Source organism: Streptomyces sp. NPDC043876 (assembly GCF_056435825.1).
Window position 1 is genome coordinate 284,045 of the sequence record NZ_JBWKDV010000007.1, and the last position, 25,360, is coordinate 309,404.

Annotated in this window: 24 protein-coding genes and 1 tRNA gene; 10 read left to right on the plus strand and 15 right to left on the minus strand. The window is 69.8% G+C overall.

Annotated features, from left to right (window positions below; genetic code table 11):
* Positions 1-9: 9 nt before the first annotated feature.
* A complete protein-coding gene (locus AC0693_RS23080; protein ID WP_478802745.1) occupies positions 10-1,140 on the plus strand; it encodes a serine/threonine-protein kinase in 1,131 nt (376 codons plus the stop codon).
* A gap of 14 nt (positions 1,141-1,154) precedes the next feature.
* On the opposite strand, the gene AC0693_RS23085 is transcribed toward AC0693_RS23080, so the two are convergent.
* The 11 genes from AC0693_RS23085 to dnaA all read right to left on the minus strand — a co-directional run bounded on the left by AC0693_RS23085 (position 1,155) and on the right by dnaA (position 15,626).
* Positions 1,155-2,486 (minus strand): hypothetical protein, encoded by a 1,332-nt coding sequence (locus AC0693_RS23085; RefSeq protein WP_478802746.1) that lies wholly within the window; start codon positions 2,484-2,486, stop codon positions 1,155-1,157.
* A 114-nt stretch (positions 2,487-2,600) separates the two neighbouring features.
* Positions 2,601-2,735, minus strand: coding sequence for a DLW-39 family protein (locus AC0693_RS23090; RefSeq protein ID WP_208809277.1), 135 nt, complete (start codon positions 2,733-2,735; stop codon positions 2,601-2,603).
* Positions 2,736-2,915: 180 nt separating this feature from the next.
* Positions 2,916-2,989 (minus strand) — tRNA-Ile (locus AC0693_RS23095).
* Between the two features lie 94 nt (positions 2,990-3,083).
* A complete protein-coding gene (locus AC0693_RS23100; RefSeq protein WP_356403126.1) occupies positions 3,084-3,704 on the minus strand; it encodes a DUF3566 domain-containing protein in 621 nt (206 codons plus the stop codon).
* A 2-nt stretch (positions 3,705-3,706) separates the two neighbouring features.
* A complete protein-coding gene (gene gyrA, locus AC0693_RS23105) occupies positions 3,707-6,301 on the minus strand; it encodes a DNA gyrase subunit A (RefSeq protein WP_468467041.1) in 2,595 nt (864 codons plus the stop codon).
* Positions 6,302-6,341: 40 nt separating this feature from the next.
* Positions 6,342-8,402 carry a DNA topoisomerase (ATP-hydrolyzing) subunit B gene (gene gyrB / locus AC0693_RS23110; protein ID WP_356403131.1) on the minus strand — a complete coding sequence of 687 codons (2,061 nt, stop codon included), beginning with the start codon at positions 8,400-8,402 and terminating at the stop codon, positions 6,342-6,344.
* A gap of 324 nt (positions 8,403-8,726) precedes the next feature.
* Positions 8,727-9,272, minus strand: a complete 546-nt coding sequence (locus AC0693_RS23115; protein ID WP_469331070.1) for a DciA family protein — start codon at positions 9,270-9,272, stop codon at positions 8,727-8,729.
* On the minus strand, positions 9,269-10,420 hold the full coding sequence (gene recF / locus AC0693_RS23120; RefSeq protein ID WP_469331068.1) for a DNA replication/repair protein RecF: 1,152 nt from the start codon (positions 10,418-10,420) through the stop codon (positions 9,269-9,271). Before recF ends, AC0693_RS23115 begins: the two co-directional genes overlap by 4 nt.
* Positions 10,421-10,513: 93 nt before the next feature.
* Positions 10,514-11,389, minus strand: coding sequence for a phosphogluconate dehydrogenase (NAD(+)-dependent, decarboxylating) (gnd, locus tag AC0693_RS23125; RefSeq protein ID WP_356403140.1), 876 nt, complete (start codon positions 11,387-11,389; stop codon positions 10,514-10,516).
* 169 nt (positions 11,390-11,558) lie between these two features.
* Positions 11,559-12,689, minus strand: coding sequence for a DNA polymerase III subunit beta (gene dnaN, locus AC0693_RS23130; RefSeq protein ID WP_356403142.1), 1,131 nt, complete (start codon positions 12,687-12,689; stop codon positions 11,559-11,561).
* A gap of 843 nt (positions 12,690-13,532) precedes the next feature.
* Entirely contained in the window at positions 13,533-15,626 is a 2,094-nt protein-coding gene (dnaA, locus tag AC0693_RS23135; RefSeq protein ID WP_469331063.1) for a chromosomal replication initiator protein DnaA, read from the minus strand.
* Between the two features lie 100 nt (positions 15,627-15,726).
* Between dnaA and rpmH the strand changes: the two genes are divergently transcribed.
* The 9 genes from rpmH (at position 15,727) to AC0693_RS23180 (ending at position 22,134) form a co-directional block, all read left to right on the plus strand.
* Entirely contained in the window at positions 15,727-15,864 is a 138-nt protein-coding gene (gene rpmH / locus AC0693_RS23140) for a 50S ribosomal protein L34 (RefSeq protein ID WP_356403148.1), read from the plus strand.
* Positions 15,865-15,888: 24 nt separating this feature from the next.
* Entirely contained in the window at positions 15,889-16,263 is a 375-nt protein-coding gene (rnpA, locus tag AC0693_RS23145; RefSeq protein ID WP_478802747.1) for a ribonuclease P protein component, read from the plus strand.
* On the plus strand, positions 16,260-16,541 hold the full coding sequence (gene yidD / locus AC0693_RS23150; protein WP_443065316.1) for a membrane protein insertion efficiency factor YidD: 282 nt from the start codon (positions 16,260-16,262) through the stop codon (positions 16,539-16,541). Before rnpA ends, yidD begins: the two co-directional genes overlap by 4 nt.
* 3 nt (positions 16,542-16,544) lie before the next feature.
* Positions 16,545-17,654 (plus strand): membrane protein insertase YidC, encoded by a 1,110-nt coding sequence (yidC, locus tag AC0693_RS23155; RefSeq protein WP_468467033.1) that lies wholly within the window; start codon positions 16,545-16,547, stop codon positions 17,652-17,654.
* 15 nt (positions 17,655-17,669) lie between these two features.
* Entirely contained in the window at positions 17,670-18,185 is a 516-nt protein-coding gene (locus AC0693_RS23160; protein ID WP_468467031.1) for a Jag family protein, read from the plus strand.
* Between the two features lie 108 nt (positions 18,186-18,293).
* Positions 18,294-19,010, plus strand: coding sequence for a 16S rRNA (guanine(527)-N(7))-methyltransferase RsmG (gene rsmG / locus AC0693_RS23165; RefSeq protein ID WP_356403159.1), 717 nt, complete (start codon positions 18,294-18,296; stop codon positions 19,008-19,010).
* A 184-nt stretch (positions 19,011-19,194) separates the two neighbouring features.
* Positions 19,195-20,283 (plus strand): ParA family protein, encoded by a 1,089-nt coding sequence (locus tag AC0693_RS23170; protein ID WP_478802748.1) that lies wholly within the window; start codon positions 19,195-19,197, stop codon positions 20,281-20,283.
* Positions 20,280-21,383, plus strand: coding sequence for a ParB/RepB/Spo0J family partition protein (locus AC0693_RS23175; RefSeq protein ID WP_478802749.1), 1,104 nt, complete (start codon positions 20,280-20,282; stop codon positions 21,381-21,383). Before AC0693_RS23170 ends, AC0693_RS23175 begins: the two co-directional genes overlap by 4 nt.
* A gap of 133 nt (positions 21,384-21,516) precedes the next feature.
* Positions 21,517-22,134, plus strand: a complete 618-nt coding sequence (locus AC0693_RS23180) for a GNAT family N-acetyltransferase (RefSeq protein WP_356403168.1) — start codon at positions 21,517-21,519, stop codon at positions 22,132-22,134.
* A gap of 76 nt (positions 22,135-22,210) precedes the next feature.
* Here the strand turns inward: AC0693_RS23180 and trxA are convergent, their stop codons facing one another.
* The 4 genes from trxA to sigM form a co-directional block, all read right to left on the minus strand.
* Entirely contained in the window at positions 22,211-22,555 is a 345-nt protein-coding gene (trxA, locus tag AC0693_RS23185) for a thioredoxin (RefSeq protein ID WP_356403171.1), read from the minus strand.
* A 58-nt stretch (positions 22,556-22,613) separates the two neighbouring features.
* Positions 22,614-23,573: a thioredoxin-disulfide reductase gene (gene trxB / locus AC0693_RS23190; RefSeq protein ID WP_356403174.1), complete on the minus strand. Its 960-nt coding sequence runs from the start codon at positions 23,571-23,573 to the stop codon at positions 22,614-22,616.
* 124 nt (positions 23,574-23,697) lie between these two features.
* Positions 23,698-24,648 (minus strand): anti-sigma factor, encoded by a 951-nt coding sequence (locus AC0693_RS23195; protein ID WP_478802750.1) that lies wholly within the window; start codon positions 24,646-24,648, stop codon positions 23,698-23,700.
* On the minus strand, positions 24,645-25,340 hold the full coding sequence (gene sigM, locus AC0693_RS23200; protein ID WP_469315977.1) for an RNA polymerase sigma factor SigM: 696 nt from the start codon (positions 25,338-25,340) through the stop codon (positions 24,645-24,647). Before sigM ends, AC0693_RS23195 begins: the two co-directional genes overlap by 4 nt.
* Positions 25,341-25,360: the final 20 nt, after the last annotated feature.

The window sequence follows — 25,360 nt, forward strand, 5'->3', positions numbered from 1 at the left end:
GGCGCAGCGATGGGTGAGATCTTCGCCGGTCGGTACGAGCTGATCGACCCGATCGGCCGGGGAGCGGTCGGCGCCGTGTGGCGCGCCTGGGACCACAGGCGCCGCCGTTACGTCGCCGCCAAGGTCCTCCAGCAGAGCGACGCCCACACCCTGCTCCGCTTCGTGCGCGAGCAGGCCCTTCGCATCGACCATCCGCACGTACTGGCCCCGACGAGCTGGGCGGCCGACGACGACAAGGTCCTGTTCACCATGGACCTGGTCAGCGGCGGTTCCCTCGGCCACGTCATGGGCGACTACGGGCCCCTGCCGCCCCGCTTCACGTGCACCCTGCTCGACCAGCTCCTGTCGGGTCTGGCGGCGGTGCACGCCGAAGGTGTCGTCCACCGCGACATCAAACCGGCCAACATCCTGATGGAGGCCACCGGAACCGGACGGCCGCACCTGCGGCTGTCCGACTTCGGGATCTCCCTGCGCAAGGGCGAGCCCCGCCTGACGGCGACGGACCACGTGGTCGGCACTCCCGGCTACTTCGCGCCCGAGCAGCTCCTCGGCGCCGAACCCGATTTCTCCGCCGACCTGTTCGCCGTCGGACTGGTCGCCCTCTACCTGCTCCTGGGGCGCAAGCCCGACGCGCAGGCCCTGGTCGAACATTTCCTCGCCCACGGCACCCCGCACGCCCCGGAAGGGGTCCCCGCGGCCCTGTGGGACGTCATCGCCACTCTCCTGCAGCCGGACCCCGGAAACCGTTTCCGCACGGCCACAGGCGCTCGCAAGGCCCTTGCCGGGGCAGTGGAGTTGCTGCCCGCCCCCGCGCCCGACGAGGATCCGGTCGAGGTGTTCGACCAACTCGGCCCGCTCCCCGCCGGTTACGGCCCCCTCGGTCCGCACGACACGGCCCCGCCCCCGCCCGCCCCTTCGGCGACCGGCAGCTTCCACCTGCCCCCACCCGCGCACCCGCACTCGGACCCACCGGCCACCCCGCCCACGAACCCGACGGCCGCCCCGCACGCGCACCTCTCCGCGGCGCCCGCCCCCCGCGTCGGCCCGCTCCCCGCGCCCGGTCCGAAGGCCACCGCCACCCTGCTGCTGGCCGCCCTGGCGTGCTTCGCCGTGGGTCTCTGGGCCCTGACCCGGATCTAGGGCGAGCAATACACCTAGGGCGTACGGGCGCCCCGCCGCGCCAGCAGCATCCATCCGCCCAGCACCGCCAGGAGCAGCGCCCCCGCTCCGAATCCGCCGGCGGCCACCGCCCGCATCGCCGAGCGGTTCCCGGCCGCGGCCCGCGCCTCCGGTGCCGTCAGCCCCTCGCGCGCCGCGCTCCGGTCATCGGCCCGGACCCCGAAGCCGCCCGCCGCCGGGTCCTGCGCGTACGGCGGCGCGGCCGCGGGGCCGCCCTGGACGGTCAGCCGCAGGGTCAGCGGCACGGGGGAGGCGTCCTCGGTGAACTCGCCGACCTTCCCGCTCATCGTCACGGCCAGGTAGTACCAGCCGGCCACCCGGACCGACCGCACCGACCGGTCGTCGGACAGCCGGTTCGCGTAGGCCACCGGCGGCGTCAACGCCAGTGCCGTGGCCGCCTGTCTGCCGTCGTACGGGGTGTCCTTGGCGCCGATCAGGCTCCGGTAGGGGCTGTAGAGGGAGACGCTCAGCCCGGCGTAGGCCGCCCCGTACTCCTTCGTTATCCGCGCACCCGCCAGCTCCGCGCCGACCGCGAGCTGCCGGCCCCAGTCCAGGGGCACCCGGTACCAACGGGTCTGTCCCGGCCGCAGGTCGTCGCGCCAGACCCCCGCGCCGAGCGCCCGGGCGTCGTTGAAGCCGGTGCCGCCCGCCCGGGGCACCGGTTCGGTGCCGGGCACCGCGGGCGGGACCGACGGCCAGACCGAGGGCGCGGCCGTCGGCGCCGCGCCGGGAGCCAGGCCCGGTTCGCGCATGACCCGGAGTTCCACGGGCCACGGCGTCCGGTCGGCGTCCTTGGCGGCGGTCCGGGTCAGTTTCACGAAGTACACCCCGGCCGCCTGGCAGTCGGCGTCCTCGGCCTGCGTCCGGGAGCCCACCGCGGCGAGGGGCACGGGGTCGTCGCCGAAGGCGGCCCGGCCGGGGTTGCCGGGGCAGGCCTTCCCGGCGTTCGTCATGAGCGTGACCTCCACGCTGTCCGCGTACCCGACCTTCGCGCCGGCCGGGGGCCGCACGACGGCCGAGACGTACACGCTGGAGCCCGCGTCCAGCACCACCCGGTAGTAGCGCTCGCCGGGGGCCGCGGTGTCCTCGTACGTCGCCCCGGCGACCAGCGCCGGAGCGTCCGCCGTGGTCGCCGCGCCGGTGACCGTCTTCGCTCCGTCGGCGGGCCGGTACGCGGCCACCGCTCCCGGGCCGGCCGCCGCGCCGGCGGCGCCCACCGTTCCCACCAGGGCGGTTCCCGCCAGCAGCACAGCCGAGAACACCCGCACCATCACGCCCACCCACCCCGAGTTTGCCAGCGCAATCAAAGATTTTGCATACCGCAACAGCCGGAGCCGGGCCAGCGCCGGACCGGCTCCGGAACAGCACGAAGCCCCGACCGCAGCGGCAGTCGGGGCTTCATGAGATCAATCTTCGGTCTCTCACACACCGGAACCAGAAGGCACGGAGTCAGTTGCCTCCGTCCACAGGTCCTGTTCGGCGCGGTCCGCCTGGATCTGGCGGTACACGAGGAGCCCGCCGATGGCGGCCAGTGCGACCAGGAGAAGCTTCTTCACCGCGCGACCTCGTCCTTCGTTGACGTTGGGGACTACTGGCGCCCGACTATACACACCGACCGATACCGATCGGTTACCTGGGAAGGCCCCCCGGCAGCCCAACGGCCGGACCCCGTCCGGGAGAAGACCCGGAACGAGAACGGTCCGGCGGAGAATCTCCGCCGGACCGAATCCGTACTGTGGGGCTAACAGGATTTGAACCTGTGGCCTCATCCTTATCAGGGATGCGCTCTAACCAACTGAGCTATAGCCCCTCCGCGCTGTGCGCTGACTTGATGAAGATTAGCGCACAGACCGGGTCAGTCCAAAATCCGCTGCGGGACGGCGTCCGCGCAGGTCATTCGCGGCTCATTCGTCCTCGGCGAGGGTCAGCTCGATGCCGCCCACGAAGCCCGCGGACAGGTTGTAGATGAAGGCCCCCAGCGTCGCCAGCGCCGTCGCGAGCACCACGTCGATGACCGCGATCACCGACGTGAAGATCAGGACCCGCGGCAGCGACAGGAACGACTGGAGGTCGAACCCGTTGCTCTCGTTGGACCCGGTGGCCTCGCTGATCGTGCCGCCGACCGTCGAGAAGACGCCCATGGCGTCCATGACCATCCACAGCACCACCGACGCCACGATGGTGCAGATGCCCAGCGCGATCGACAGCAGGAAGCTGACCTTCATCACCGACCACGGGTCGGCCTTGGCCACCCGCAGACGTGCCTTGCGCGTCCTGGGCGCAGTGCGCACGCCCGTCTGCGGCGGCCGCTGCGCCGCGCCGCGGGGAGCCCCCGGGCCCGAAGGCGCCGGGGGGACCTGCGACGGCTGGTGCTGCTGTGCGGGGCGGTTCTGCCCGCCCGCTGCGCCGGCCTGGGACTTCGGTCCTCGGGTGTCCGTCACGGTTCCCCCCTGGGAGTCCGCGGCGGGGCCACGGGCACCGTTCGCTCCGCTCTCGGCCGGTCCGGCGCCCGTGGCTCCACTCACGCTTACTCCTCGTGCTCCCCAGCCGAAGGCTGCGTGCCCTCGGCGGCCTCGGCGGCCTGTCCCTCGGCTTCCTCGGTCTCGTCGACCTCGTCAGCCTCCTGGCCCGCCTCGGCGTTACGAGCGATACCGACCACGGCATCGCGCTTGCCCAGGTTGATCAGCTGGACGCCCATCGTGTCACGGCCGGTCTCCCTGACTTCGTTGACGCGCGTACGGATCACACCACCGCTGAGGGTGATGGCGAGGATCTCGTCCGTGACGTCGACCACGAGCGCTCCGACGAGCGAACCGCGGTCTTCGACGATCTTGGCAGCCTTGATGCCCAGACCGCCACGTCCCTGGACACGGTATTCGTCCACGGGCGTCCGCTTGGCGTAGCCGCCGTCGGTCGCGGTGAAGACGAACGTACCGGGCCGGACCACGCTCATGGAGAGCAGTTCGTCGCCTTCACGGAAACTCATGCCCTTCACGCCCGAGGTCGCGCGGCCCATCGGACGCAGCGCGTCGTCGGTCGCGGTGAAGCGGATCGACTGCGCCTTCTTGCTGATCAGCAGCAGATCGTCCTCGGCGGAGACCAGCTCGGCGCCGATCAGCTCGTCGTCGTTGCCGTCGCCCGTCTCCCGGAGGTTGATGGCGATGACACCACCCGAACGGGGGGAGTCGTAGTCCTTGAGCGCCGTCTTCTTCACCAGGCCGCCCTTGGTGGCCAGGATCAGGTACGGGGCGGCCTCGTAGTCGCGGATCGCGAGGATCTGCGCGATCTGCTCGTCCGGCTGGAAGGCCAGCAGGTTCGCCACGTGCTGGCCGCGGGCGTCGCGGCCGGCGTCCGGGAGCTCGTAGGCCTTCGCGCGGTAGACCCGGCCCTTGTTCGTGAAGAACAGCAGCCAGTGGTGCGTGGTGGAGACGAAGAAGTGGTCGACCAGGTCGTCCTGCTTCAGCTTCGTGCCGCGCACGCCCTTGCCGCCGCGCTTCTGCGAGCGGTAGTCCTCGGTCTTGGTGCGCTTGACGTAGCCGCCGTGCGTGATCGTGACGACGATGTCCTCTTCGGCGATCAGGTCCTCCATGGACATGTCGCCGTCGAAGGGCACCAGCTTGGAACGCCGGTCGTCGCCGAACTTCTCGACGATCGCCGCCAGTTCCTCGCTGACGATCGAGCGCTGGCGCTGCTCCGAGGCCAGGATCGCGTTGTACTCGTTGATCTTGGCCTGGAGCTCGTCGTGCTCGGCGACGATCTTCTGCCGCTCCAGGGCCGCCAGGCGGCGGAGCTGCATCTCCAGGATCGCGTTCGCCTGGATCTCGTCGATCGACAGCAGGCCCATCAGGCCCTCGCGCGCGATCTCGACGGTGTTGCTGCGCCGGATCAGCGCGATGACCTCGTCGATCGCGTCCAGCGCCTTGAGCAGGCCGCGCAGGATGTGGGCGCGCTCCTCCGCCTTGCGCAGGCGGAAGCGCGTGCGCCGGACGATGACCTCGACCTGGTGCGTGACCCAGTGCCGGATGAACGCGTCGATCGACAGCGTGCGCGGCACCCCGTCGACCAGCGCCAGCATGTTCGCGCCGAAGTTCGTCTGGAGGTCGGTGTGCTTGTAGAGGTTGTTCAGCACGACCTTGGCCACGGCGTCGCGCTTGAGCACGATCACCAGGCGCTGGCCGGTGCGGGACGAGGTCTCGTCGCGGACGTCGGCGATGCCGCCGACCTTGCCGTCCTTGACCAGGTCGGCGATCTTCTGCGCGAGGTTGTCCGGGTTGGTCTGGTACGGGAGCTCCGTGACCACCAGGCACTGGCGGTTCTGGATCTCCTCGACCTCGACCACGGCGCGCATCGTGATGGAGCCGCGACCGGTGCGGTACGCCTCCTCGATGCCCTTGCGGCCCACGACCAGCGCGCCGGAGGGGAAGTCCGGGCCCTTGATCCGCTCCAGGAGCGCGTCCTGGAGCTCCTCGTGGGTGGCCTCCGGGTGCTCCAGCGCCCACTGCGCACCGGCCGCGACCTCGCGGAGGTTGTGCGGCGGGATGTTGGTCGCCATGCCGACCGCGATGCCCGCGGAGCCGTTGACCAGGAGGTTCGGGAAGCGCGCCGGGAGGACCGTCGGCTCCTGGTTGCGGCCGTCGTAGTTGTCCTGGAAGTCGACGGTCTCCTCGTCGATGTCCCGGAGCATCTCCATGGCCAGCGGCATCAGCTTGCACTCGGTGTACCGCATCGCGGCGGCCGGGTCGTTGCCCGGGGAGCCGAAGTTGCCGTTGCTGTCCACGAGCGGCATGCGCATCGACCACGGCTGGGCCAGGCGGACCAGGGCGTCGTAGATCGAGCTGTCACCGTGCGGGTGGTAGGTGCCCATGACGTCACCGACGACGCGGGCGCACTTGTAGAAGCCCTTCTCGGGCCGGTAGCCGCCGTCGTACATCGCGTACAGCACGCGCCGGTGGACCGGCTTGAGGCCGTCCCGGACGTCGGGCAGGGCGCGCGAGACGATGACGGACATCGCGTAGTCGAGATAGGAGCGCTGCATCTCGGTCTCGAGCCCGACGGGCTCGATGCGCATGACGGGCTGCTCCTCCGCGGGGTTCGCCGCGGTGGGGGTGGTTTCGTCGGCCATTGCTGGTCAAAGATCCTTTCAGGCGGTCAGCTGAGCCGACTCAGATGTCGAGGAACCGGACGTCCTTGGCGTTGCGCTGGATGAAGGAGCGCCGGGCTTCGACGTCCTCGCCCATCAGCACCGAGAACAGGTCGTCGGCCTGCGCCGCGTCGTCCAGGGTGACCTGGCCGAGGACGCGGTGGTCCACGTCCATCGTGGTGATGCGCAGCTCCTCGGCGTTCATCTCGCCGAGACCCTTGAAGCGCTGGATCGAGTCTTCCTTGATCCGCTTGCCCTGGCTCTTGCCGAGTTCGACCAGGGCGTCGCGCTCGCGGTCCGAGTAGGCGTACTCGAAGTCGTCGCGGCCCCACTTGATCTTGTACAGCGGCGGCCGGGAGAGGTACACGTGCCCCGCCTCGACCAGCGGCCGCATGAAGCGGAACAGGAAGGTCAGCAGCAGGGTGTTGATGTGCTGGCCGTCGACGTCTGCGTCCGCCATCAGGATGATCTTGTGATAGCGGAGCTTCTCGATGTCGAAGTCCTCGTGCACACCCGTACCGAAGGCGCTGATCAGCGCCTGGACCTCGGTGTTCTGGAGGATCTTGTCGATCCGCGCCTTCTCGACGTTCAGGATCTTGCCGCGGATCGGCAGGATGGCCTGGTACATCGGGTTGCGGCCCGACTTCGCGCTGCCACCGGCCGAGTCGCCCTCGACGATGAAGATCTCGCACTTCGCCGGGTCGTTGGACTGGCAGTCCGACAGCTTGCCCGGCAGCGAGGCCGACTCCAGCAGGCCCTTGCGGCGGGTCAGGTCGCGCGCCTTGCGCGCCGCGACGCGCGCCGTGGCGGCCTGGATCGCCTTGCGGATGATGTCCGCGGCCTCGTTCGGGTTCCGGTCGAACCAGTCGTTCAGGTGCTCGTGGACGACCTTCTGCACGAAGGTCTTGGCCTCCGTGTTGCCCAGCTTCGTCTTCGTCTGGCCCTCGAACTGCGGCTCGCCCAGCTTCACCGAGATGATCGCCGTCAGACCCTCGCGGATGTCCTCGCCCGCGAGGTTGTCGTCCTTCTCGCGCAGGAACTTCTTCTCGCGCGCGTAGCGGTTGACAAGACCCGTCATCGCCGCGCGGAAGCCCTCCTCGTGCGTGCCGCCCTCGTGCGTGTGGATCGTGTTCGCGAAGGAGTAGACCCCCTCCGTGTACTGCGAGTTCCACTGCATCGCGATCTCGACCGAGAGCATGCGCTCCTTGTCCTCGGCCTCGACGTCGATGACGGTCGGGTGGATCAGCTCGCCCTTGCGCGAGTTGAGGTACTTCACGAAGTCGACGATGCCGCCCTCGTAGTGGTACTTCACCGTGCGCGCCTGGGGCTCGGCCGCGTCCGCGTCCGGGTCGTCCGCGCCCGCCGTCGCCTTCGCCGACTCGCGCTCGTCCGTCAGCGAGAGCGTCAGGCCCTTGTTGAGGAAGGCCATCTCCTGGAAGCGGCGCGAGAGCGTCTCGAAGGAGTACTCGGTGGTCTCGAAGATGTCGCCGTCGGCCCAGAAGGTCACCGAGGTGCCCGTCTCGGACGTTTCCTCGTTCTTGGCGAGGGCGGCGGTCGGGACACCGAGCTTGTAGTCCTGGGTCCAGCGGTAGCCGTCGGTCTTGACCTCGACGGCGACCCTGGTCGACAGGGCGTTCACGACGGACACACCGACACCGTGCAGACCGCCGGAGACGGCGTAGCCGCCGCCTCCGAACTTGCCGCCCGCGTGCAGGACCGTCAGCACGACCTCGACGGCCGGCTTCCCCTCGGACGGCACGATGCCGACCGGGATACCGCGACCGTTGTCGACCACGCGCACGCCGCCGTCGGCGAGGATCGTCACGTCGATGGTGTCGGCGTGCCCGGCCAGGGCCTCGTCGACCGAGTTGTCGACGACCTCGTAGACGAGGTGGTGGAGCCCGCGCTCACCGGTGGAGCCGATGTACATGCCGGGCCGCTTGCGGACCGCGTCCAGACCCTCCAGGACCTGGATGGCACTGGCGTCGTACGAGGACGTGACCTCGCCGTTCTGGCCGACTGTGGACTGGTTGTCGTTGGGGTTGCCGGAATCGGCCACGAAGCGCCCTTTCTGGCACAGCACAGGCCGTACTCCGGGCCAGCAGTCATGCGAGCGGGAGCGGCTGCGTCAATCTGCGTTGTCAGCTTTTGTCGACTGGATCCCGCGAGGCGGCGGGATTCCCGTCAGTCTACCGGTACCACGGACATGAATGGGGGTTTGCCAGTACCTGAGTACGCATGTGCCGCCCTCAACCCTCACTCTCCGACTCCCCATATCCGGGCAGGGGCTCAAAGAGGCTCACACGGGCATCCAGCCCTTCGGGCTGTCAACCTCCCGCCACCGTGAGCGAGACCACTGGAAGGACCGCGCGGGGCGGCTTGCCACCACGCCCGTGACCGCTCCCGCTCAGCCGTACGTGTCCCCCGGGCCGGTACTGCCCGGGGCCCGCAGCGGCCCGTACCGGCGGCCCCGGCCGCCCGGCCCCTGCACCTTGATCAGCCGGACCGTGCCCTGCCCGAGGTCCTCGTTGAGCCGGGCCACCAGCTGCGGGGCGAGCAGCTTCAGCTGGGCCGCCCACGCCGAGGAATCGCACCGCACGACCAGCTCACGGTCCTCGTAGCGCTCCGGTTCACAGTGCGCGGCCACTTCCGGGCCCACGATCTGAGCCCAGCGCTCCATCACGCCCGCGACCGCCATCGGCATCTCCCAGCCGCGCTCGGTGCGCAGCCGGTCCAGCGCCGCCATCAGCGGCATCGGGTCCCGGCCGTCCGCCCGGGCGCCCGAGCGCAGGCCCGGCTGGCCGTGGCGGGACTTCTTGGCGCCCGCCACGAGGCCGCGCGCCCGCGCCTGTTCCCGGGCCGCCGCCAGGGCCTGGCGGGCCAGGTCCACGCCCGACGGCTCCGGGGCCCTCGGGACCCCCGCACCGCCGGGGCCGTTCACGTCGTCGTTCACCACCGCGTCACCTCACCGCCGGACACCCCGAACCGAGCCCCCGCCAGCACCCCCGGGACGTCGTCGTCCACGGCGGCCGTCACCAGTACCTGCTCCCCGCCGGCCACCAGCTCCGCCAGCCGTTCCCGGCGCCGCGCGTCCAGCTCGGCGAAGACGTCGTCCAGGACGAGCACCGGCTCGCTGCCCTCGGAGCGCAGCAGCTCGTAGGAGGCCAGCCGCAGTGCCAGGGCGTAAGACCAGGACTCGCCGTGGCTCGCGTAGCCCTTCGCGGGCAGTTCCCCGAGGCGCAGCAGCGCGTCGTCGCGGTGCGGGCCCACCAGGGTCACGCCGCGCTCGATCTCCTGCTTGCGCGCCCCGGCCAGGGCGCCCATGAGGACCTCGTACAGCGCTTCCCGGGTCCGCGCCGCGCCCGAGTCCACCGCCTCGCCCGCCTCCCCGGCCAGCGAGGTCGGCCGGTAGACCAGCCCGAGCGGGCCGCCGCCGGGCGCGAGCTGCTCGTACGCCTTGTCGGCCAGCGGCAGCAGGACGGAGATCAGGTCCAGGCGCTGGGCCAGCAGCTCGGCGCCGGTGCGGGCCAGGTGCTGGTCCCACACGTCCAGGGTGGAGAGGTCCATGGAGCGGCCGCCGTGGCGCCGGGCCATCGCGGCCGACTTGAGCAGGGTGTTGCGCTGCTTGAGCACGCGCTCGTAGTCGGAGCGGACCGCCGCCATCCGCGGCGAGCGCGCGGTGACCAGCTCGTCCAGGAAGCGGCGGCGCTCGCCGGGGTCGCCCTTGACCAGGGCCAGGTCCTCGGGCGCGAACAGCACCGTCCGTACGATCCCCAGCACGTCCCGCGGTCTGACCTGCGAGGACCGGTTGATGCGGGCCCGGTTGGCGCGGCCCGGGTTCAGCTCCAGCTCGACGAGCTGGCTGCGCTCGCCCTGGGTCACGGCCGCTCGGATCACCGCGCGCTCGGCGCCCATCCGCACGAGCGGGGCGTCGGAGGAGACGCGGTGGCTGCCGAGGGTGGCGAGGTAGCCGACGGCCTCGACCAGATTGGTCTTGCCCTGGCCGTTGGGGCCCACGAAGGCCGTGACGCCCGGGTCGAGCGGAACCTCGACCCGGGCGTACGAGCGGAAGTCGGCCAACGACAGATGCGATACGTGCATGACGGCGCCGACCTCCCCCGGCCCTACTGCGTGGTACTGCTGGTGGTGCTGATGCTGCTGTGGTGCTGCCGGGTGGTGTGCGGCGGCTCCTCGCTACTTCTTCTCGACCGCGTGGCCGCCGAACTGGTTGCGCAGCGCGGCGATCATCTTCATCTGCGGGGAGTCCTCCTGGCGCGAGGCGAAGCGCGCGAACAGCGACGCGGTGATCGCCGGCAGCGGCACCGCGTTGTCGATCGCGGCCTCGACCGTCCAGCGGCCCTCGCCGGAGTCCTGGGCGTAGCCCTTGAGGCCTTCGAGGTGCTCGTCGTCGTCCAGTGCGTTCACCGCCAGGTCCAGCAGCCAGGAGCGGATGACCGTGCCCTCCTGCCAGGAGCGGAAGACCTCGCGGACGTCGGTGACCGAGTCCACCTTCTCCAGCAGCTCCCAGCCCTCGGCGTAGGCCTGCATCATGGCGTACTCGATGCCGTTGTGAACCATCTTCGCGAAGTGGCCCGCACCGATCTTGCCGGCGTGCACGGCGCCGTACTCGCCCTCGGGCTTGAGGGCGTCGAAGACGGGCTGGACGGTCGCGACGTGCTCGGGGGCGCCGCCGTACATCAGCGCGTAGCCGTTCTCCAGGCCCCAGACGCCTCCGGAGACGCCGCAGTCGACGAAGCCGATGCCCTTGGCGGCCAGCTCCGCGCCGTGCTTCTCGTCGTCCGTCCAGCGGGAGTTGCCGCCGTCGACCACGATGTCGCCGGGTGAGAGCAGTTCGCCCAGCTCGTCGACGGTGGACTGGGTGGCCTCGCCGGCCGGGACCATCACCCACACCACGCGGGGGGCCTGCAGTCTGTCCACAAGTTCGGACAGGCTGTGGACATCGGCGAGGTCGGGGTTGCGGTCGAATCCGATGACGGTGTGGCCTGCGCGGCGGATGCGCTCGCGCATGTTGCCACCCATTTTGCCGAGACCGACGAGACCGAGCTCCATCAGGTGGTTCCTTAAGCGTCTAGGCGATTTTTCCCGGGTTTTCCCGCGTCCGAGCCTACGCCGGGCCGCGCGGCCCGGCCCATCCGGCGCCGCGGGGGAAGGCGGCAGGCCCGGACCCGCGGGCGGCGGGACCGGGCCTGGGCGGCCTGCTGGCGGCGGACGGTCCGGGTCAGCCGGAGAGGCGCACCGGCATGATCAGGTACTTGTACGCCTCGTCGGCCTCGGCGTCGACGGCCGGGCGGCCGCTCAGCAGCGCGGGCTTCGTCGAGGTGGTGAAGCTCAGCTGGGCGGCCGGCGAGTCGATCGCGCTCAGGCCGTCGAGCAGGAAGGTCGGGTTGAAGGCGATCGAGATGTCGTCGCCCTCCAGCTTGGCGTCGACGCGCTCCACAGCCTGTGCATCGTCGCTGGAACCGGCTTCCAGGATCAGCACGCCCTGCTCGAAGCTCAGCCGGACCGGGGTGTTGCGCTCGGCGACCAGGGCCACGCGCTTGACGGCCTCGACGAAGGGGGCGGTCTCGATCACGGCGATGGAGTTGAACTCGGTCGGGAAGAGCGTGCGGTACTTCGGCAGGTCGCCTTCGAGCAGCCGGGTGGTGGTGCGGCGGCCCGCGCCCTCGAAGCCGATCAGGCCCTCGCCCTTGCCGGAGCCGGAGAGCGCCAGGGTGACCGTGTCGCCGCTGGTCAGGGACTTGGCGGTGTCCAGGAGAGTCTTGGCGGGCACCAGGGCCACGGCCGAGGCCTCCGGGTCCTCCGGCTTCCACAGGAACTCGCGGACCGCGAAGCGGTAGCGGTCGGTGGAGGCCAGGGTGACGCGCTCGCCCTCGATCTCGATCCGCACACCGGTGAGCACCGGCAGGGTGTCGTCGCGGCCGGCGGCGATGGCCACCTGGGCCGCGGCGGAGGCGAAGACGTCACCGGGGACGGTGCCGGTCGCGGTCGGCATCTGCGGCAGCGCCGGGTATTCCTCCACAGGCAGGGTGTGGAGCGTGAACCGCGAAGAGCCGCAGACCACGGTCGCCCGTACACCGTCTGTGGAAATCTCCACCGGCCGGTTGGGGAGGGCGCGGCAGATGTCGGCGAGCAGCCGGCCGGAGACGAGGACGGTGCCGTCCTCCTCGACGTCCGCCTCGACCGAGACGCGGGCCGAGACCTCGTAGTCGAAGCCGGAGAGGCTCAGGGTGCCCTCCTCGGCCTTCAGCAGCAGGCCCGCGAGAACGGGCACCGGCGGCCGGGCCGGGAGGCTACGGGCGGCCCAGGCCACCGCCTCCGCGAGTACGTCGCGCTCCACCCGGATCTTCACCGGAAACCGCCTCCTGCTGATTGCTGGCCTTCGTCGTCGGCTGGAGGCTCTCTGCCCCGATGCCGGAGACCAGTCTGACGCACTGCGCCGACAGGCGTTGCTGTCGGCGGTCAAGTCGGGTGGGAGGTGTCGGGATGCCGGAAGCGGCGAGTTGTGCACAGGCCCTGCTTGAAAACCAGACCAGGCCTAACTGTCCATAGGGGTAGTAGTAGGCCCTGTGGATACAGTGGATAACTGCCTTTTCGCAGGTCAGCGCGCGTTTTTTATCCACCGGGCCTGTGGGCGGAGCCGGTGGATAACCCACGGTGTCTGTGGAGAACAAAAACTTCTGCACAGGCCGTCCCCAGGTGACCCCGGTTACTCCACAGGTGCGTCCCCAGGTTTCCCCCGGTACTCCACAACCCAAACGTCTACATCGGTGTGACCGCTTTCACTCGGGGTGGTGACAGGGGCCCCTCGGTTGCCGAACAGTGGACAAGGGTGTGGAGAAGCGCCCCGATCCTGTGCACGGTGGATCCAAACCTGTGGGTTGCCGGTGGACAGAGCCGTGGACGAACCTGTGGACAAAAAGTTGTCCACAGCCTGTGGACAAAGGTTGCGCACAAATCCACAGGGTCATGACCTGGGCTGATGATCGCTCAGGACGGGCCCCTGTGGACAGATTGTGGGTGACGGTCCCGGTCCCCAGCCTGTGGACGACAGAAAGTCGCCCAATCTGTGGATGAGTTGGCCTCGCGGGGGCGTATTCGAACAAGTTGGGGGCGCACGCACGACGAAGGGCGCCCCCGGTGTGCTCCGGAAGCGCCCTTTGGCGGTGCTCGCTGGCGGGCCCAAGGCCCGGAATCAGGCGTTCTTGATGCGGTTGGTCAGCTCCGTGACCTGGTTGTAGATGGACCGCCGTTCGGCCATCAGCGCGCGGATCTTGCGGTCCGCGTGCATGACGGTGGTGTGGTCCCGGCCGCCGAACTGCGCCCCGATCTTGGGCAGGGAGAGGTCCGTCAGCTCCCTGCAGAGGTACATGGCGATCTGGCGGGCCGTCACCAGCACCCGGCTGCGCGAGGAGCCGCACAGGTCGTCCACGGTCAGCCCGAAGTAGTCGGCCGTGGCGGCCATGATGTCCGCGGCCGTGATCTCCGGGGCCGCGTCCTCGCCGCCGGGGATCAGGTTCTTGAGGACGTCCTCGGTCAGCCCGAGGTCCACCGGCTGCCGGTTCAGGCTGGCGAAGGCCGTCACCCGGATCAGCGCCCCCTCCAGCTCGCGGATGTTGCGCGAGATCCGGGAGGCGATGAACTCCAGGACCTCCGGCGGGGCGTTGAGCTGCTCCTGGACGGCCTTCTTGCGGAGGATCGCGATCCGCGTCTCCAGCTCGGGCGGCTGGACGTCGGTGATCAGGCCCCACTCGAAGCGGTTGCGGAGCCGGTCCTCCAGGGTGACGAGCTGCTTGGGCGGCCGGTCGGAGGAGAGCACGATCTGCTTGTTCGCGTTGTGCAGCGTATTGAAGGTGTGGAAGAACTCCTCCTGCGTCGACTCCTTGCTCGCGAGGAACTGGATGTCGTCGACGAGCAGGATGTCCATCTCGCGGTAGCGCTTGCGGAACGCGTCGCCCTTGCCGTCACGGATGGAGTTGATGAACTCGTTGGTGAACTCCTCGGAGCTCACGTACCGCACCCGGGTGCCCGGGTAGAGGCTGCGCGCGTAGTGCCCGATGGCGTGCAGCAGGTGCGTCTTGCCGAGTCCCGACTCCCCGTAGATGAAGAGGGGGTTGTAGGCCTTGGCCGGTGCCTCCGCGACGGCGACCGCGGCGGCGTGCGCGAAGCGGTTGGAGGCGCCGATGACGAAGGTGTCGAAGAGGTACTTGGGGTTGAGGCGGGCCGTCGGCTCCAGCGGGCCCGAGGAGGAACCGCCCGAGCCGCCGGAGGAGCCCGACTGCCTGCCGGTGCCGCTCTGTCCGCCCGGGCCGCCGGGGCCGGTGCGTCCGGGGGCGGGGCGCGGCGCGGGCTGCTCGTACTGCTGCTGCTCGTAGGAGGACTTGTCGTAGGACTGCTGCTCGTAGCCCTGCTGACGGTTCTGCTCGTACTGCTGCGGATCGTACGGCGGCTCGTAGCCCTGGGACTCGGACTGCTGGAGGTAGCCGGGCTGCGGGGAGGCGTACGGGTCGCGCTCCGGGTAGCCGCCGGGGCGCGGCTGCTGCCAGCCGTACTCGTCCTGCTGGCCGCCGCGGGGCCAGGCGCCGGGCTCGGGGCGCTGCTGCTGGTAGTCCGGGTAGGCGGGGCGGGCGGTGGGGCCCTGGTCTTCGGCGGGGCCGGTGTGACCCGAGTGACCGGTGTGGCCTCCGGCGCGCTGGCCGGAGTAGGAACCGGACTCATAGGAGTCGCGCTGCGGCCCCTGGGACTGCGGAGCGGGCTCGCCGGCGGAGTCGTCCACGGTGATGGCGATCCGGATGGGGCGGCCGCACTCGCGGCTCAGCGCGTCACTGATCAGCGGGGCGAGCCGGCCCTCCAGGACGCGCTTGCCCCATTCGTTGGGGACGGCCAGCAGCGCGGTGTCGGCGACGAGGGCCAGCGGCTGGCAGCGTTCGACCCACTGCTTGTCCTTGGGCTCGATGCCCTGCTGACCTTCCCCGAGCAGCTTCTCGAGCACGCGCGGCCACACTGCGGCAAGATCGGCAGGTACGTCAGCCACAGAGCACGCTCTCTCACGGGGGTCCCACGAATGTGTGGTTCTTTGGGACGGTCGGGACAAAAAATCAGGGGTCGGGCAACGGTAGTCAGGCCGACGGGTACGGTTCAAGTCGTTGTCCACAGCCTGTGCACAGTGGACCACGTCGCCGCCTCGGTTTGACCGGATGGCGTAGCCGCGCGTACCGTAACGAGGTCGAGTTGTCGATGGCTGCTGCCGCCTGCCTACCGATGGGCGAAGATCACCCTTTGTGATCATGTAGCGGTGCCACTCGGGCGATCACGCGAGTTTCCTCGTGGGCGCACGGTGACAGCCAGGCGATGTCCCGCCACAACGATTCATTCTCTGGAGCCCCCGAGTGAGCAAGCGCACCTTCCAGCCGAACAACCGCCGTCGTGCCAAGACCCACGGCTTCCGTCTCCGGATGCGTACCCGTGCCGGTCGCGCGATCCTGGCCAACCGTCGTGGCAAGGGCCGTACCGCCCTCTCCGCGTAACCAACGCACACAGGTCGTGACGTCGTGCTGTCTCCCGAAAATCGGCTGAGGCGGCGCGAGGACTTCGCGAGCGCGGTACGCCGAGGTCGTCGGGCTGGTCGCCCGCTCCTCGTCGTACACCTACGTACCAGCGGTGCCACGGACCCGCACGAGCCGGGGGAGATCGATCCCTCGACGCGTGCGGGTTTCGTCGTCAGCAAGGCGGTAGGTGTCGCCGTCGTCCGCAGCCGGGTCAAGCGCAGGCTGCGCCATCTTGTCCGCGAGCGGCTCTCCGAGCTGCCCGCCGGTAGCCTGGTGGTGGTGCGTGCGTTGCCCGGAGCGGGCGAGGCCGACTATGACGGTCTTGCCCGGGACCTGGACGCCGCACTGGCGCGGCTCCTGGGAGGCGTGGCTCGATGAAGTACCCGCTGCTCGCCCTGATCAAGCTGTACCAGTGGACGATCAGTCCGCTGCTCGGCCCGGTGTGCCGTTATTACCCGTCGTGCTCGCGCTACGGCTATGCGGCCATCGACCGGCATGGTGCGGTGAAGGGGACAGTACTGACCGCCTGGCGGATCCTGCGGTGCAACCCGTGGAGTCCTGGCGGTGTGGATCATGTCCCACCCCGTAAACGCCCGCGTTGGCACGAGCAGCTGCGCAGTGCGTTGCGTCGATCTCGCAATGCTCAAGGAGCCTGATTAGTGGACACGATTGCCAGTCTGTTCAGCTTTATCACCTATCCCGTCTCGTGGATCATCGTTCAGTTCCACAAGGTCTACGGCGCGGTCTTCGGTGCGGACAGTGGGTGGGCCTGGGGCCTGTCCATCGTGTCCCTGGTGATCCTGATCCGTATCTGCCTGATCCCGCTCTTCGTGAAGCAGATCAAGTCGACGCGGGGCATGCAGGCGCTCCAGCCGAAGATGAAGGCGATCCAGGAGCGCTACAAGAACGACAAGCAGCGTCAGTCCGAAGAGATGATGAAGCTGTACAAGGAGACGGGTACCAACCCGCTGTCCTCGTGCCTTCCCATCCTCGCGCAGTCGCCGTTCTTCTTCGCGCTCTACCACGTGCTGTCGAGCATCGCCAACGGCACGACCATCGGCGTCATCGACAAGCCGCTGCTGGAGAGCGCCCGTAACGCTCACATCTTCGGTGCCCCGCTGGCGTCCAAGTTCATGGACAGCGCGGACAAGGTCGCGAGCCTGAACGCCTCGATCGTCGACGTGCGGATCGTCACCGCCGTCATGATCGTCATGATGTCCTTCTCGCAGTTCTACACCCAGCGTCAGCTGATGCAGAAGAACGTCGACCTCTCGGTCAAGACGCCGTTCATGCAGCAGCAGAAGATGCTGATGTACATCTTCCCGCTGATCTTCGCGGTGATGGGCATCAACTTCCCCGTCGGTGTCCTCGTCTACTGGCTGACCACGAACGTGTGGACCATGGGCCAGCAGATGTACGTGATCAGCCAGAACCCGACTCCGGGCAGCAAGGCGCAGGACCAGTACCTGACCCGTCTGGTCAAGCACGTCGGTTCGCACGGCCAGATCAAGGGCCGTGGCAAGAAGAAGATCGTCGCGGCGATCGTGGCCAAGGGCCCGGACCGCAACGACAACGAGCGCAAGTTCATCACCACCCTGGCGAAGCAGGGCCTGGCCGCTCAGGCGGACGGTTCGGTGATCAAGAGTTCCGAGACCACGGCGGACGCGGACGCGGCGAGCGGTGGTGCCGCGAAGCGGCAGCAGCCCAAGCGGCAGTCGAAGTCGCAGCGGCAGTCGCCGCCCCCCGGCAAGCCCTCCACCAAGAAGTAAGAAGGAGTCCATCCCGTGACGGAAGGCACCATCTCCGCCGCCGCTGCCGAGGGTGGCGACACCCTGACCCGCCTGGAGCAGGAGGGCGAGATCGCGGCTGACTACCTTGAGGGTCTGCTGGACATCGCCGATCTGGACGGCGACATCGACATGGACGTCGAGGCCGACCGGGCCGCGGTGTCGATCGTCAGTGATTCGGCGAGCCGCGACCTGAGCAAGCTCGTGGGGCGCGACGGCGAGGTGCTGGAGGCTCTGCAGGAGCTGACGCGCCTGGCCGTGCACCGGGAGACCGGTGACCGGAGCCGGCTGATGCTGGACATCGCGGGGTTCCGTGCCAAGAAGCGCGAGGAGCTGGCGGTCATCGGTGCGCAGGCTGCGGCGGACGCCAAGTCCTCGGGCGAGCCGGTCAAGCTCGCCCCGATGACTCCGTTCGAGCGCAAGGTCGTCCACGACGCCGTGGCGGCGGCCGGCCTGAGCAGCGAGTCCGAGGGCGAGGAGCCGCAGCGCTTCGTCGTTGTGCTCCCCGCCTGATCGCGAGCGCGAGTGTTCGGCCCCGTCTGTAGCGCAGGCGGGGCCGAAGTTTGTCAGCCTGACTGTTGAACTACACGATGTTGAGTGCGGTACGGAAGGACGGTCCCCGTGACGGAGACAGCGGAGCTTCCCCCGGCGCCCGAAGAAGCGCGCGCGGTATTCGGTGAGTACTTCCCGGAAGCTGTCCGCTACGCCGAGCTGCTGGCGGACGCGGGAGTGGAGCGGGGCCTGATCGGGCCCCGTGAGGTCCCACGGCTGTGGGAGCGGCACCTGCTGAACTGCGCGGTGCTGTCCGAGGTGGTGCCGGAGAACGTCACCGTGTGCGACGTGGGCTCCGGGGCGGGGCTGCCCGGCATCCCGCTGGCTCTGGTGCGACGGGATCTGAAGATCACGTTGCTGGAGCCGCTGCTGCGGCGCACGAACTTCCTCCAGGAGGCCGTGGAGCTGCTGGGCCTCGACCACGTCACCGTGGTGCGCGGCCGCGCGGAGGAAGTCCTCGGCAAGGTGCAGCCGGTGCACGTGGTGACGGCGCGTGCCGTGGCTCCTCTGGACCGGCTGGCCGGCTGGGGTGTGCCGCTGCTGCGTCCGTACGGAGAGATGCTGGCGCTCAAGGGGGACACGGCCGAGGAGGAGCTGGTGGCGGCGAAGTCCGCGCTGGCGAAGCTCGGTGTGGTGAAGACCTCGGTGCTGCACGTCGGTGAGGGGATCGTGGATCCGCTCTCGACCGTGGTCCGGGTGGAAGTGGGAGAAAGCCCCGGCGGAGTGAGGTTTGCGGCCAAGCGGGCTAAGGCTGCACGGGTGTCACGGACGCGCCGCCGCCGCTGACCGGTGGACGCGGCGCATCGTGTTTCACGTGAAACGTCGCTCTCTGCTGCACGGAATCATCAGCCGCGGCCGCGCGGCCACCTCCCCGCGTGACCGCAAGGACAACCCGAGGGTGATCGAGTTGTCCACAACGGTGGAATCATCCACAGGAGTACGGGCCCCGCTGGTTCGCGACCCCGAAGGCATGGCAGGCTCTGTTCATCGCGAGCCTGATGTCGAGGAGAGTGAACCCGTGCGGTCTGACGCCAACCTCGCGGGGCCGTTGGCCGACCCGGTCCCCGGTCCCCGCTCAGAGTCGGTGGGCGACGATGTTTCACGTGAAACATCGTCTCCGCCCCTTGTGGACAATGACACCCCGATCGGCCGTGCCGCCCAGATGGCGGTAGAAGCGTTGGGCCGGGCCGGTGAAGGTCTGCCGCGCCCCGACCAGACGCGGATCATGGTGGTGGCCAACCAGAAGGGTGGCGTCGGCAAGACCACGACGACCGTCAACCTGGCTGCGTCGCTGGCACTGCACGGCGCCCGGGTCCTGGTGATCGACCTCGACCCGCAGGGCAACGCCTCCACGGCGCTGGGCATCGATCACCACGCCGATGTGCCGTCCATCTACGACGTCCTGGTGGAGAGCAGGCCCCTGCTGGAGGTCGTCCAGCCGGTGGCCGACGTGGAAGGTCTCTTCTGCGCTCCCGCCACGATCGACCTGGCGGGCGCCGAGATCGAGCTGGTGTCGCTGGTGGCCCGCGAGAGCCGACTCCAGCGGGCGATCCAGGCGTACGAGCAGCCGCTCGACTACATCCTCATCGACTGCCCTCCCTCGCTGGGACTTCTGACGGTGAACGCCCTGGTCGCGGGCGCGGAGGTGCTGATCCCGATCCAGTGCGAGTACTACGCGCTGGAGGGGCTGGGACAGCTGCTGCGCAACGTCGACCTGGTGCGCGCCCACCTCAACCCGAATCTTCACGTCTCCACGATCCTGCTGACCATGTACGACGGCAGGACCCGGCTGGCCTCCCAGGTCGCCGAGGAGGTGCGCAGCCACTTCGGCAACGAGGTGCTGCGGACGAGCATCCCGCGGTCGGTGCGCATCTCGGAGGCCCCGAGCTACGGGCAGACGGTGCTCACCTACGACCCGGGTTCCAGTGGTTCCCTCTCCTACCTGGAGGCCGCGCGCGAGATCGCGCTGCGCGGGGTCGGAATCCGGTACGACGCCCGGCACGCCCATCTGGGCGCCGGTGTGAACAGCACGCAGAGCATGTCGGAGGGGATCCAGTGAGTGAGCGACGTAGGGGTCTGGGGCGGGGACTCGGTGCGCTGATTCCCGCGGCTCCGCAAGAGAGAAGCCCCTCGGTGGTGGGCGCGGGATCGACGTCGCCGTCGGCGGTTCCGGTCCTGCCCTCGGAGCGCGGGATCGCGGCGGCGAAGCTGGCTTCGCTGGCGCAGGCCGATGTTTCACGTGAAACCGATGTTTCACGTGAAACGGAGCGGGCGGCGGTCGAGCCGGAGGCGGCCGGGCTGCTCGCGGCGACCACGGTGGCAGGCGCGATGTTCGCCGAGCTGGCCATGGACGCGATCACGCCGAACCCGCGGCAGCCGCGTGAGGTGTTCGACGAGGACGCGCTCGCGGAGCTGGTCACCTCCATCCAGGAGGTGGGCCTGCTCCAGCCGGTGGTGGTCCGGCAGTCCGGTCCCGGCCGCTACGAACTCATCATGGGCGAGCGGCGCTGGCGTGCCTGCCGCAAGGCCGGCCTGGAGCGGATTCCCGCGATCATCCGGGCGACCGATGACGAAAAGCTCCTGCTGGACGCGCTCCTGGAGAACCTGCACCGGGCGCAGCTGAACCCGCTGGAAGAGGCGGCCGCGTACGACCAGCTGCTCCAGGACTTCCACTGCACCCACGATCAACTGGCGGACCGGATCGGGCGGTCGCGGCCGCAGGTCTCCAACACGCTGCGGCTGCTGAAGCTCTCGCCGAGGGTGCAGCGCCGGGTGGCGGCGGGCGTCCTTTCGGCGGGGCACGCGCGGGCCCTGCTGTCGGTGGAGGACTCCGACGAGCAGGACCGACTGGCCCACCGGATCGTGGCGGAAGGCCTGTCGGTGCGGGCGATCGAGGAGATCGTCACGCTGATGGGGTCGCAGCCGACGAGTTCGGTGAAGCCGAAGGGCCCCCGGGCGGGGGCCCGGGTGGCTCCGGCGCTGAACGATCTGGCGTCGCGGCTCTCGGACCGGTTCGATACGCGGGTCAAGGTGGATCTGGGTCAGAAGAAGGGCAAGATCACCGTCGAGTTCGCGTCGATGGAGGATCTGGAGCGCATCCTGGGCACGCTGGCCCCGGGTGAGGGACGGGTGCTGGAGCAGGGAATCGCCGGGGAGTGATCCCGGCCGCCTCGGGGCGGGTCGTGCCGGTGGGAACCGGTGCGGCCCGCCCTTTGCCGTGTTCCGCTCCTTTTGCCCGGCCCTTTGTCGTGCTCCGGTGTCGGAGCGGGGAGCCGGTGGATACGATGCGTCCATGGGTCGCAGGGTCGTACCGCTCACGCTGGACAACCTCCGGGACCTGCCCAGACGTTGCCGTTCCTGTGTGTTCTGGGAGCTGGATCCCGTCAGTGGCAATGCCGCGGTGAAGTCCGGGACCGCGGAGCAGGAGAAGGAAGCGTGGATCTCCGCGGTTCTGCTGGAGTGGGGTTCCTGCGGCCGGCTGGTCTTCGTGGACGACGTCCCGGTGGGCTTCGTGCTGTACGCCCCGCCCGCCTATGTGCCGCGGGCGACCGCCTTCCCCACGAGTCCCGTGTCGCCGGATGCCGTCCAGCTGATCACGGCATGGATCATGCCGGGCTATCAGGGCCAAGGCCTGGGGCGGGTGATGGTGCAGACGGTCGCCAAGGACCTGCTGCGGCGCGGGTTCCGCGCGATCGAGGCCTTCGGGGACGCGCGGTGGGAGGGACCGGCTTGTCTCCTGCCCGCGGATCACCTGTTGGCGGTGGGCTTCAAGACGGTCCGGCCGCATCCGGTGCACCCGCGGCTGCGGCTGGAGCTGCGTTCCACGCTGTCGTGGAAGGAAGACGTGGAGCTGGCCCTGGACCGGCTGCTGGGCGGCGCGCGCAAGGAGCCGGCCCTGCGCCCGCTCTAGATCCGTCCCGGAGATGCGCGAACGGGGCCGCCCCGGCAGGGGCGGCCCCGTTCGCGAACCGGGTTCGACCGACGGCTCAGGCGACCGGCTTGATGGTCACGAAGCCGTCGAGGTCGCGCAGGATGGCGGCCTTCGGCTTGGCACCGACGATGGTCTTGACGACCTCGCCGCCCTTGTAGACGTTCAGCGTCGGGATGGACATGACGCCGTACTTGGCGGCGGTGTCCGGGTTCTGGTCGATGTTGAGCTTGACGATCTCGATCTCATCGCCGTACTCGGCCGCGATGGCCTCCAGGGACGGGGCGATCTGGCGGCACGGGCCGCACCATTCGGCCCAGAAGTCCACGAGGACGGGCTTGTCGCTGGCCAGGACGTCCGCGTCGAAGCTCGCGTCGGTCACAGTCTTCAGGGTGCCGGCCACAACGGCCTCCTTCTTCTTTACGGGGTGTGGGGTGTGGGGGTGGTGCCGGGGGGTGGGCTCAGACGGCCGCGGCGGCGTGCTCGGCGTCCGTGAGGGCGGCCAGGAAGCGCTCGGCGTCCAGGGCGGCGGAGCAGCCCGTGCCTGCGGCGGTGATGGCCTGGCGGTAGGTGTGGTCCACCACGTCGCCCGCGCCGAACACGCCGGTCAGGTTGGTGCGGGTGGAGGGGGCGTCGACCTTGAGGTAGCCCTCTGCGTCCAGCTCCAGCTGGCCCTTGAAGAGTTCGGTCCGCGGGTCGTGGCCGACGGCGATGAAGAGACCCGTCACGGGAAGCTCGGAGGTCTCACCGGTCTTGGTGTTGCGCAGAGTCAGACCGGTCAGCTTCGGGTCACCGTGGATCGCGGCGACCTCGCTGTCCCAGGCGAACTTGATCTTCGGGTCGGCGAAGGCGCGGTCCTGCATCGTCTTGGAGGCGCGCAGGCTGTCACGCCGGTGGATGATCGTGACGGACTTGGCGAACCGGGAGAGGAAGGTCGCCTCCTCCATCGCGGTGTCGCCGCCACCGACGACGGCGATGTCCTGGTCCTTGAAGAAGAACCCGTCGCAGGTGGCGCACCAGGAGACACCCCGGCCGGAGAGCGCGTCCTCGTTGGGCAGGCCGAGCTTGCGGTGCTGGGAGCCCGTGGTGACGATGACGGCCTTGGCACGGTGCACGGTACCGGCGGTGTCGGTGACGGTCTTGATGTCACCGGTCAGGTCGACGGAGACGATGTCGTCCGGAACCAGCTCGGCGCCGAAGCGCTCGGCCTGGTCGCGCATGTTGTCCATGAGGTCGGGGCCCATGATGCCGTCACGGAAGCCGGGGAAGTTCTCGACCTCGGTGGTGTTCATGAGCGCACCGCCCGCGGTGACGGCGCCCTCGAAGACGAGGGGCTTGAGCGAGGCACGTGCGGTGTACAGGGCGGCCGTGTAACCGGCCGGCCCGGAGCCGATGATGATCACGTTTCGGACGTCGCTCACGGGTACTTTCCTCGTCTCTGCGGACTGCTTCTTGCCTACCGGGGGGCCGGTGCGGACCTTCACCCCACCCAACGGATCCTACGGCGCGAGCATTCCCGAGTTGTCCCCGTGGCGTCCGCGGGCTTCAGTGGCGCGGGTAGGTGCTGGTCAGCAGCACCGCGCCCGGGCCCGCCCCGGCGGCGTCCGCGCAGGCGGAGTCGACGAGGTAGGCGTCCACCAGGGCGGCATCTCCCGGGTGCGGCAGGACCACCAGGTGGACACGGGTGCCCTGGTAGCTGCCCTGCCCGCTCGCGAGCGGAGTATCCGCCCGCCCGGTGCCCTCTTGGACGCACTGCGGGACGGGACCCGCCGCCCGGCGGTCCTGGGGGGCGATCGCCCCGTCGGACGAGGTGTTCCCGTCGGGCGAGGTCTTCTGGAGCCCTGGGCTGCGTCCCTCCGGGGTCGACTGCCCGGCGACGCTCCCCTCGGCGAGCAGGTGCTGGACGGCGGAGCGCAGGTTCTGGGCGGAGTACTCACCCGCGGCCTTGGGCTCGGCCAGCGCGCTGGCGGCGTCCTTGCGGGCTGAGGTGCTCTGCGAGGACGAGTGGGGCAGTGCGGTGAAGAGGAAGACCCCTAGGGCGCAGGCCGCGGCTCCGGCCAGTCCGGTCAGCACGGCGATGCGCCTGCGGGCACGACGCCGCCCGGGGCCGGTCGGGCCCGTGGGGTGTCCCCCCGGCGCGCGGGCGGCGGGCGATGTTTCACGTGAAACATCCGGCGCAGCGGGGCGCACCCGGACGGGACGGGGTTCCGAAGCAGGGCTCCGGGCGTCGAGCAGGGCTTCCGCCGCCAGTGCCGCGTCGATGCGGCCCGCGATGTCCACGGGCATCCGCGGCGGCCCGGGAAGCGTGCCGAGGAGCGAACGGATCTCGTCCAGGGAGGCGCGGACATCGGCGCACAGGGCGCACGCGGCCAGGTGGCGCCGCACCTCGGACGTCCGGGAAGGAGAGAGGAGACCCTCGGTCAGGTCGGAGATCTCCGAGACCTCCGGGTGCCGGATCGTGCCGGTCACACCGGTCGCGCCGGTCGTGGGGGTCATGTTCGTCCACCTCCGCCCTTCACCGAGCCTGGATCTGGATGTCTGGGCTCTGCCGCTGGTGGGACGGATGTCCCCTGCGTCCGGTTCCTTCCCCGCTCGGCGTCGGTGTTATCCACGGGATCGGCGCGCAGATGAGTGAGGAGCGGGGCGAGTTTCGCCCGGCCACGGGCACAGCGGCTCTTCACGGTCCCGGTGGGGACGTCCAGGATCCGGGCTGCTTCGGCCACGGGATAGCCCTGCATGTCGACCAGGACGAGGGCGGCCCGCTGTTCGGGCGGCAGAGTGGCCAGAGCCGCCAGGAGCTGCCGGTGGAGGTCGTGGCGCTCGGCGGGGGCGTCGGCGGACTCGTGCGGCTCCAGGAGCCGCTCCAGGCGCTCCGTGTCGTCGAGGGGCGCGGTCTTGCGCGAGGCGGCCTTGCGGGCCCGGTCCAGGCAGGCGTTCACGGTGATCCGGTGCAGCCAGGTGGTGACGGCCGACTCGCCCCGGAAGGTGTGGGCGGCCCGGTAGGCGGAGACCAGGGCGTCCTGGACGGCGTCGGCGGCCTCCTCGCGGTCGCCGAGGGTCCGCAGCGCAACGGCCCACAGCCGGTCGCGGTGGCGCCGCACGAGTTCACCGAACGCGTCGGGGTCTCCGGCGGCGTGCAGCGCCAGGAGTTCCTGGTCGCTGCGGCCGCCGGGTGCGGCGTCGTCCAACGGTGAGCCCCTCCCCTGCC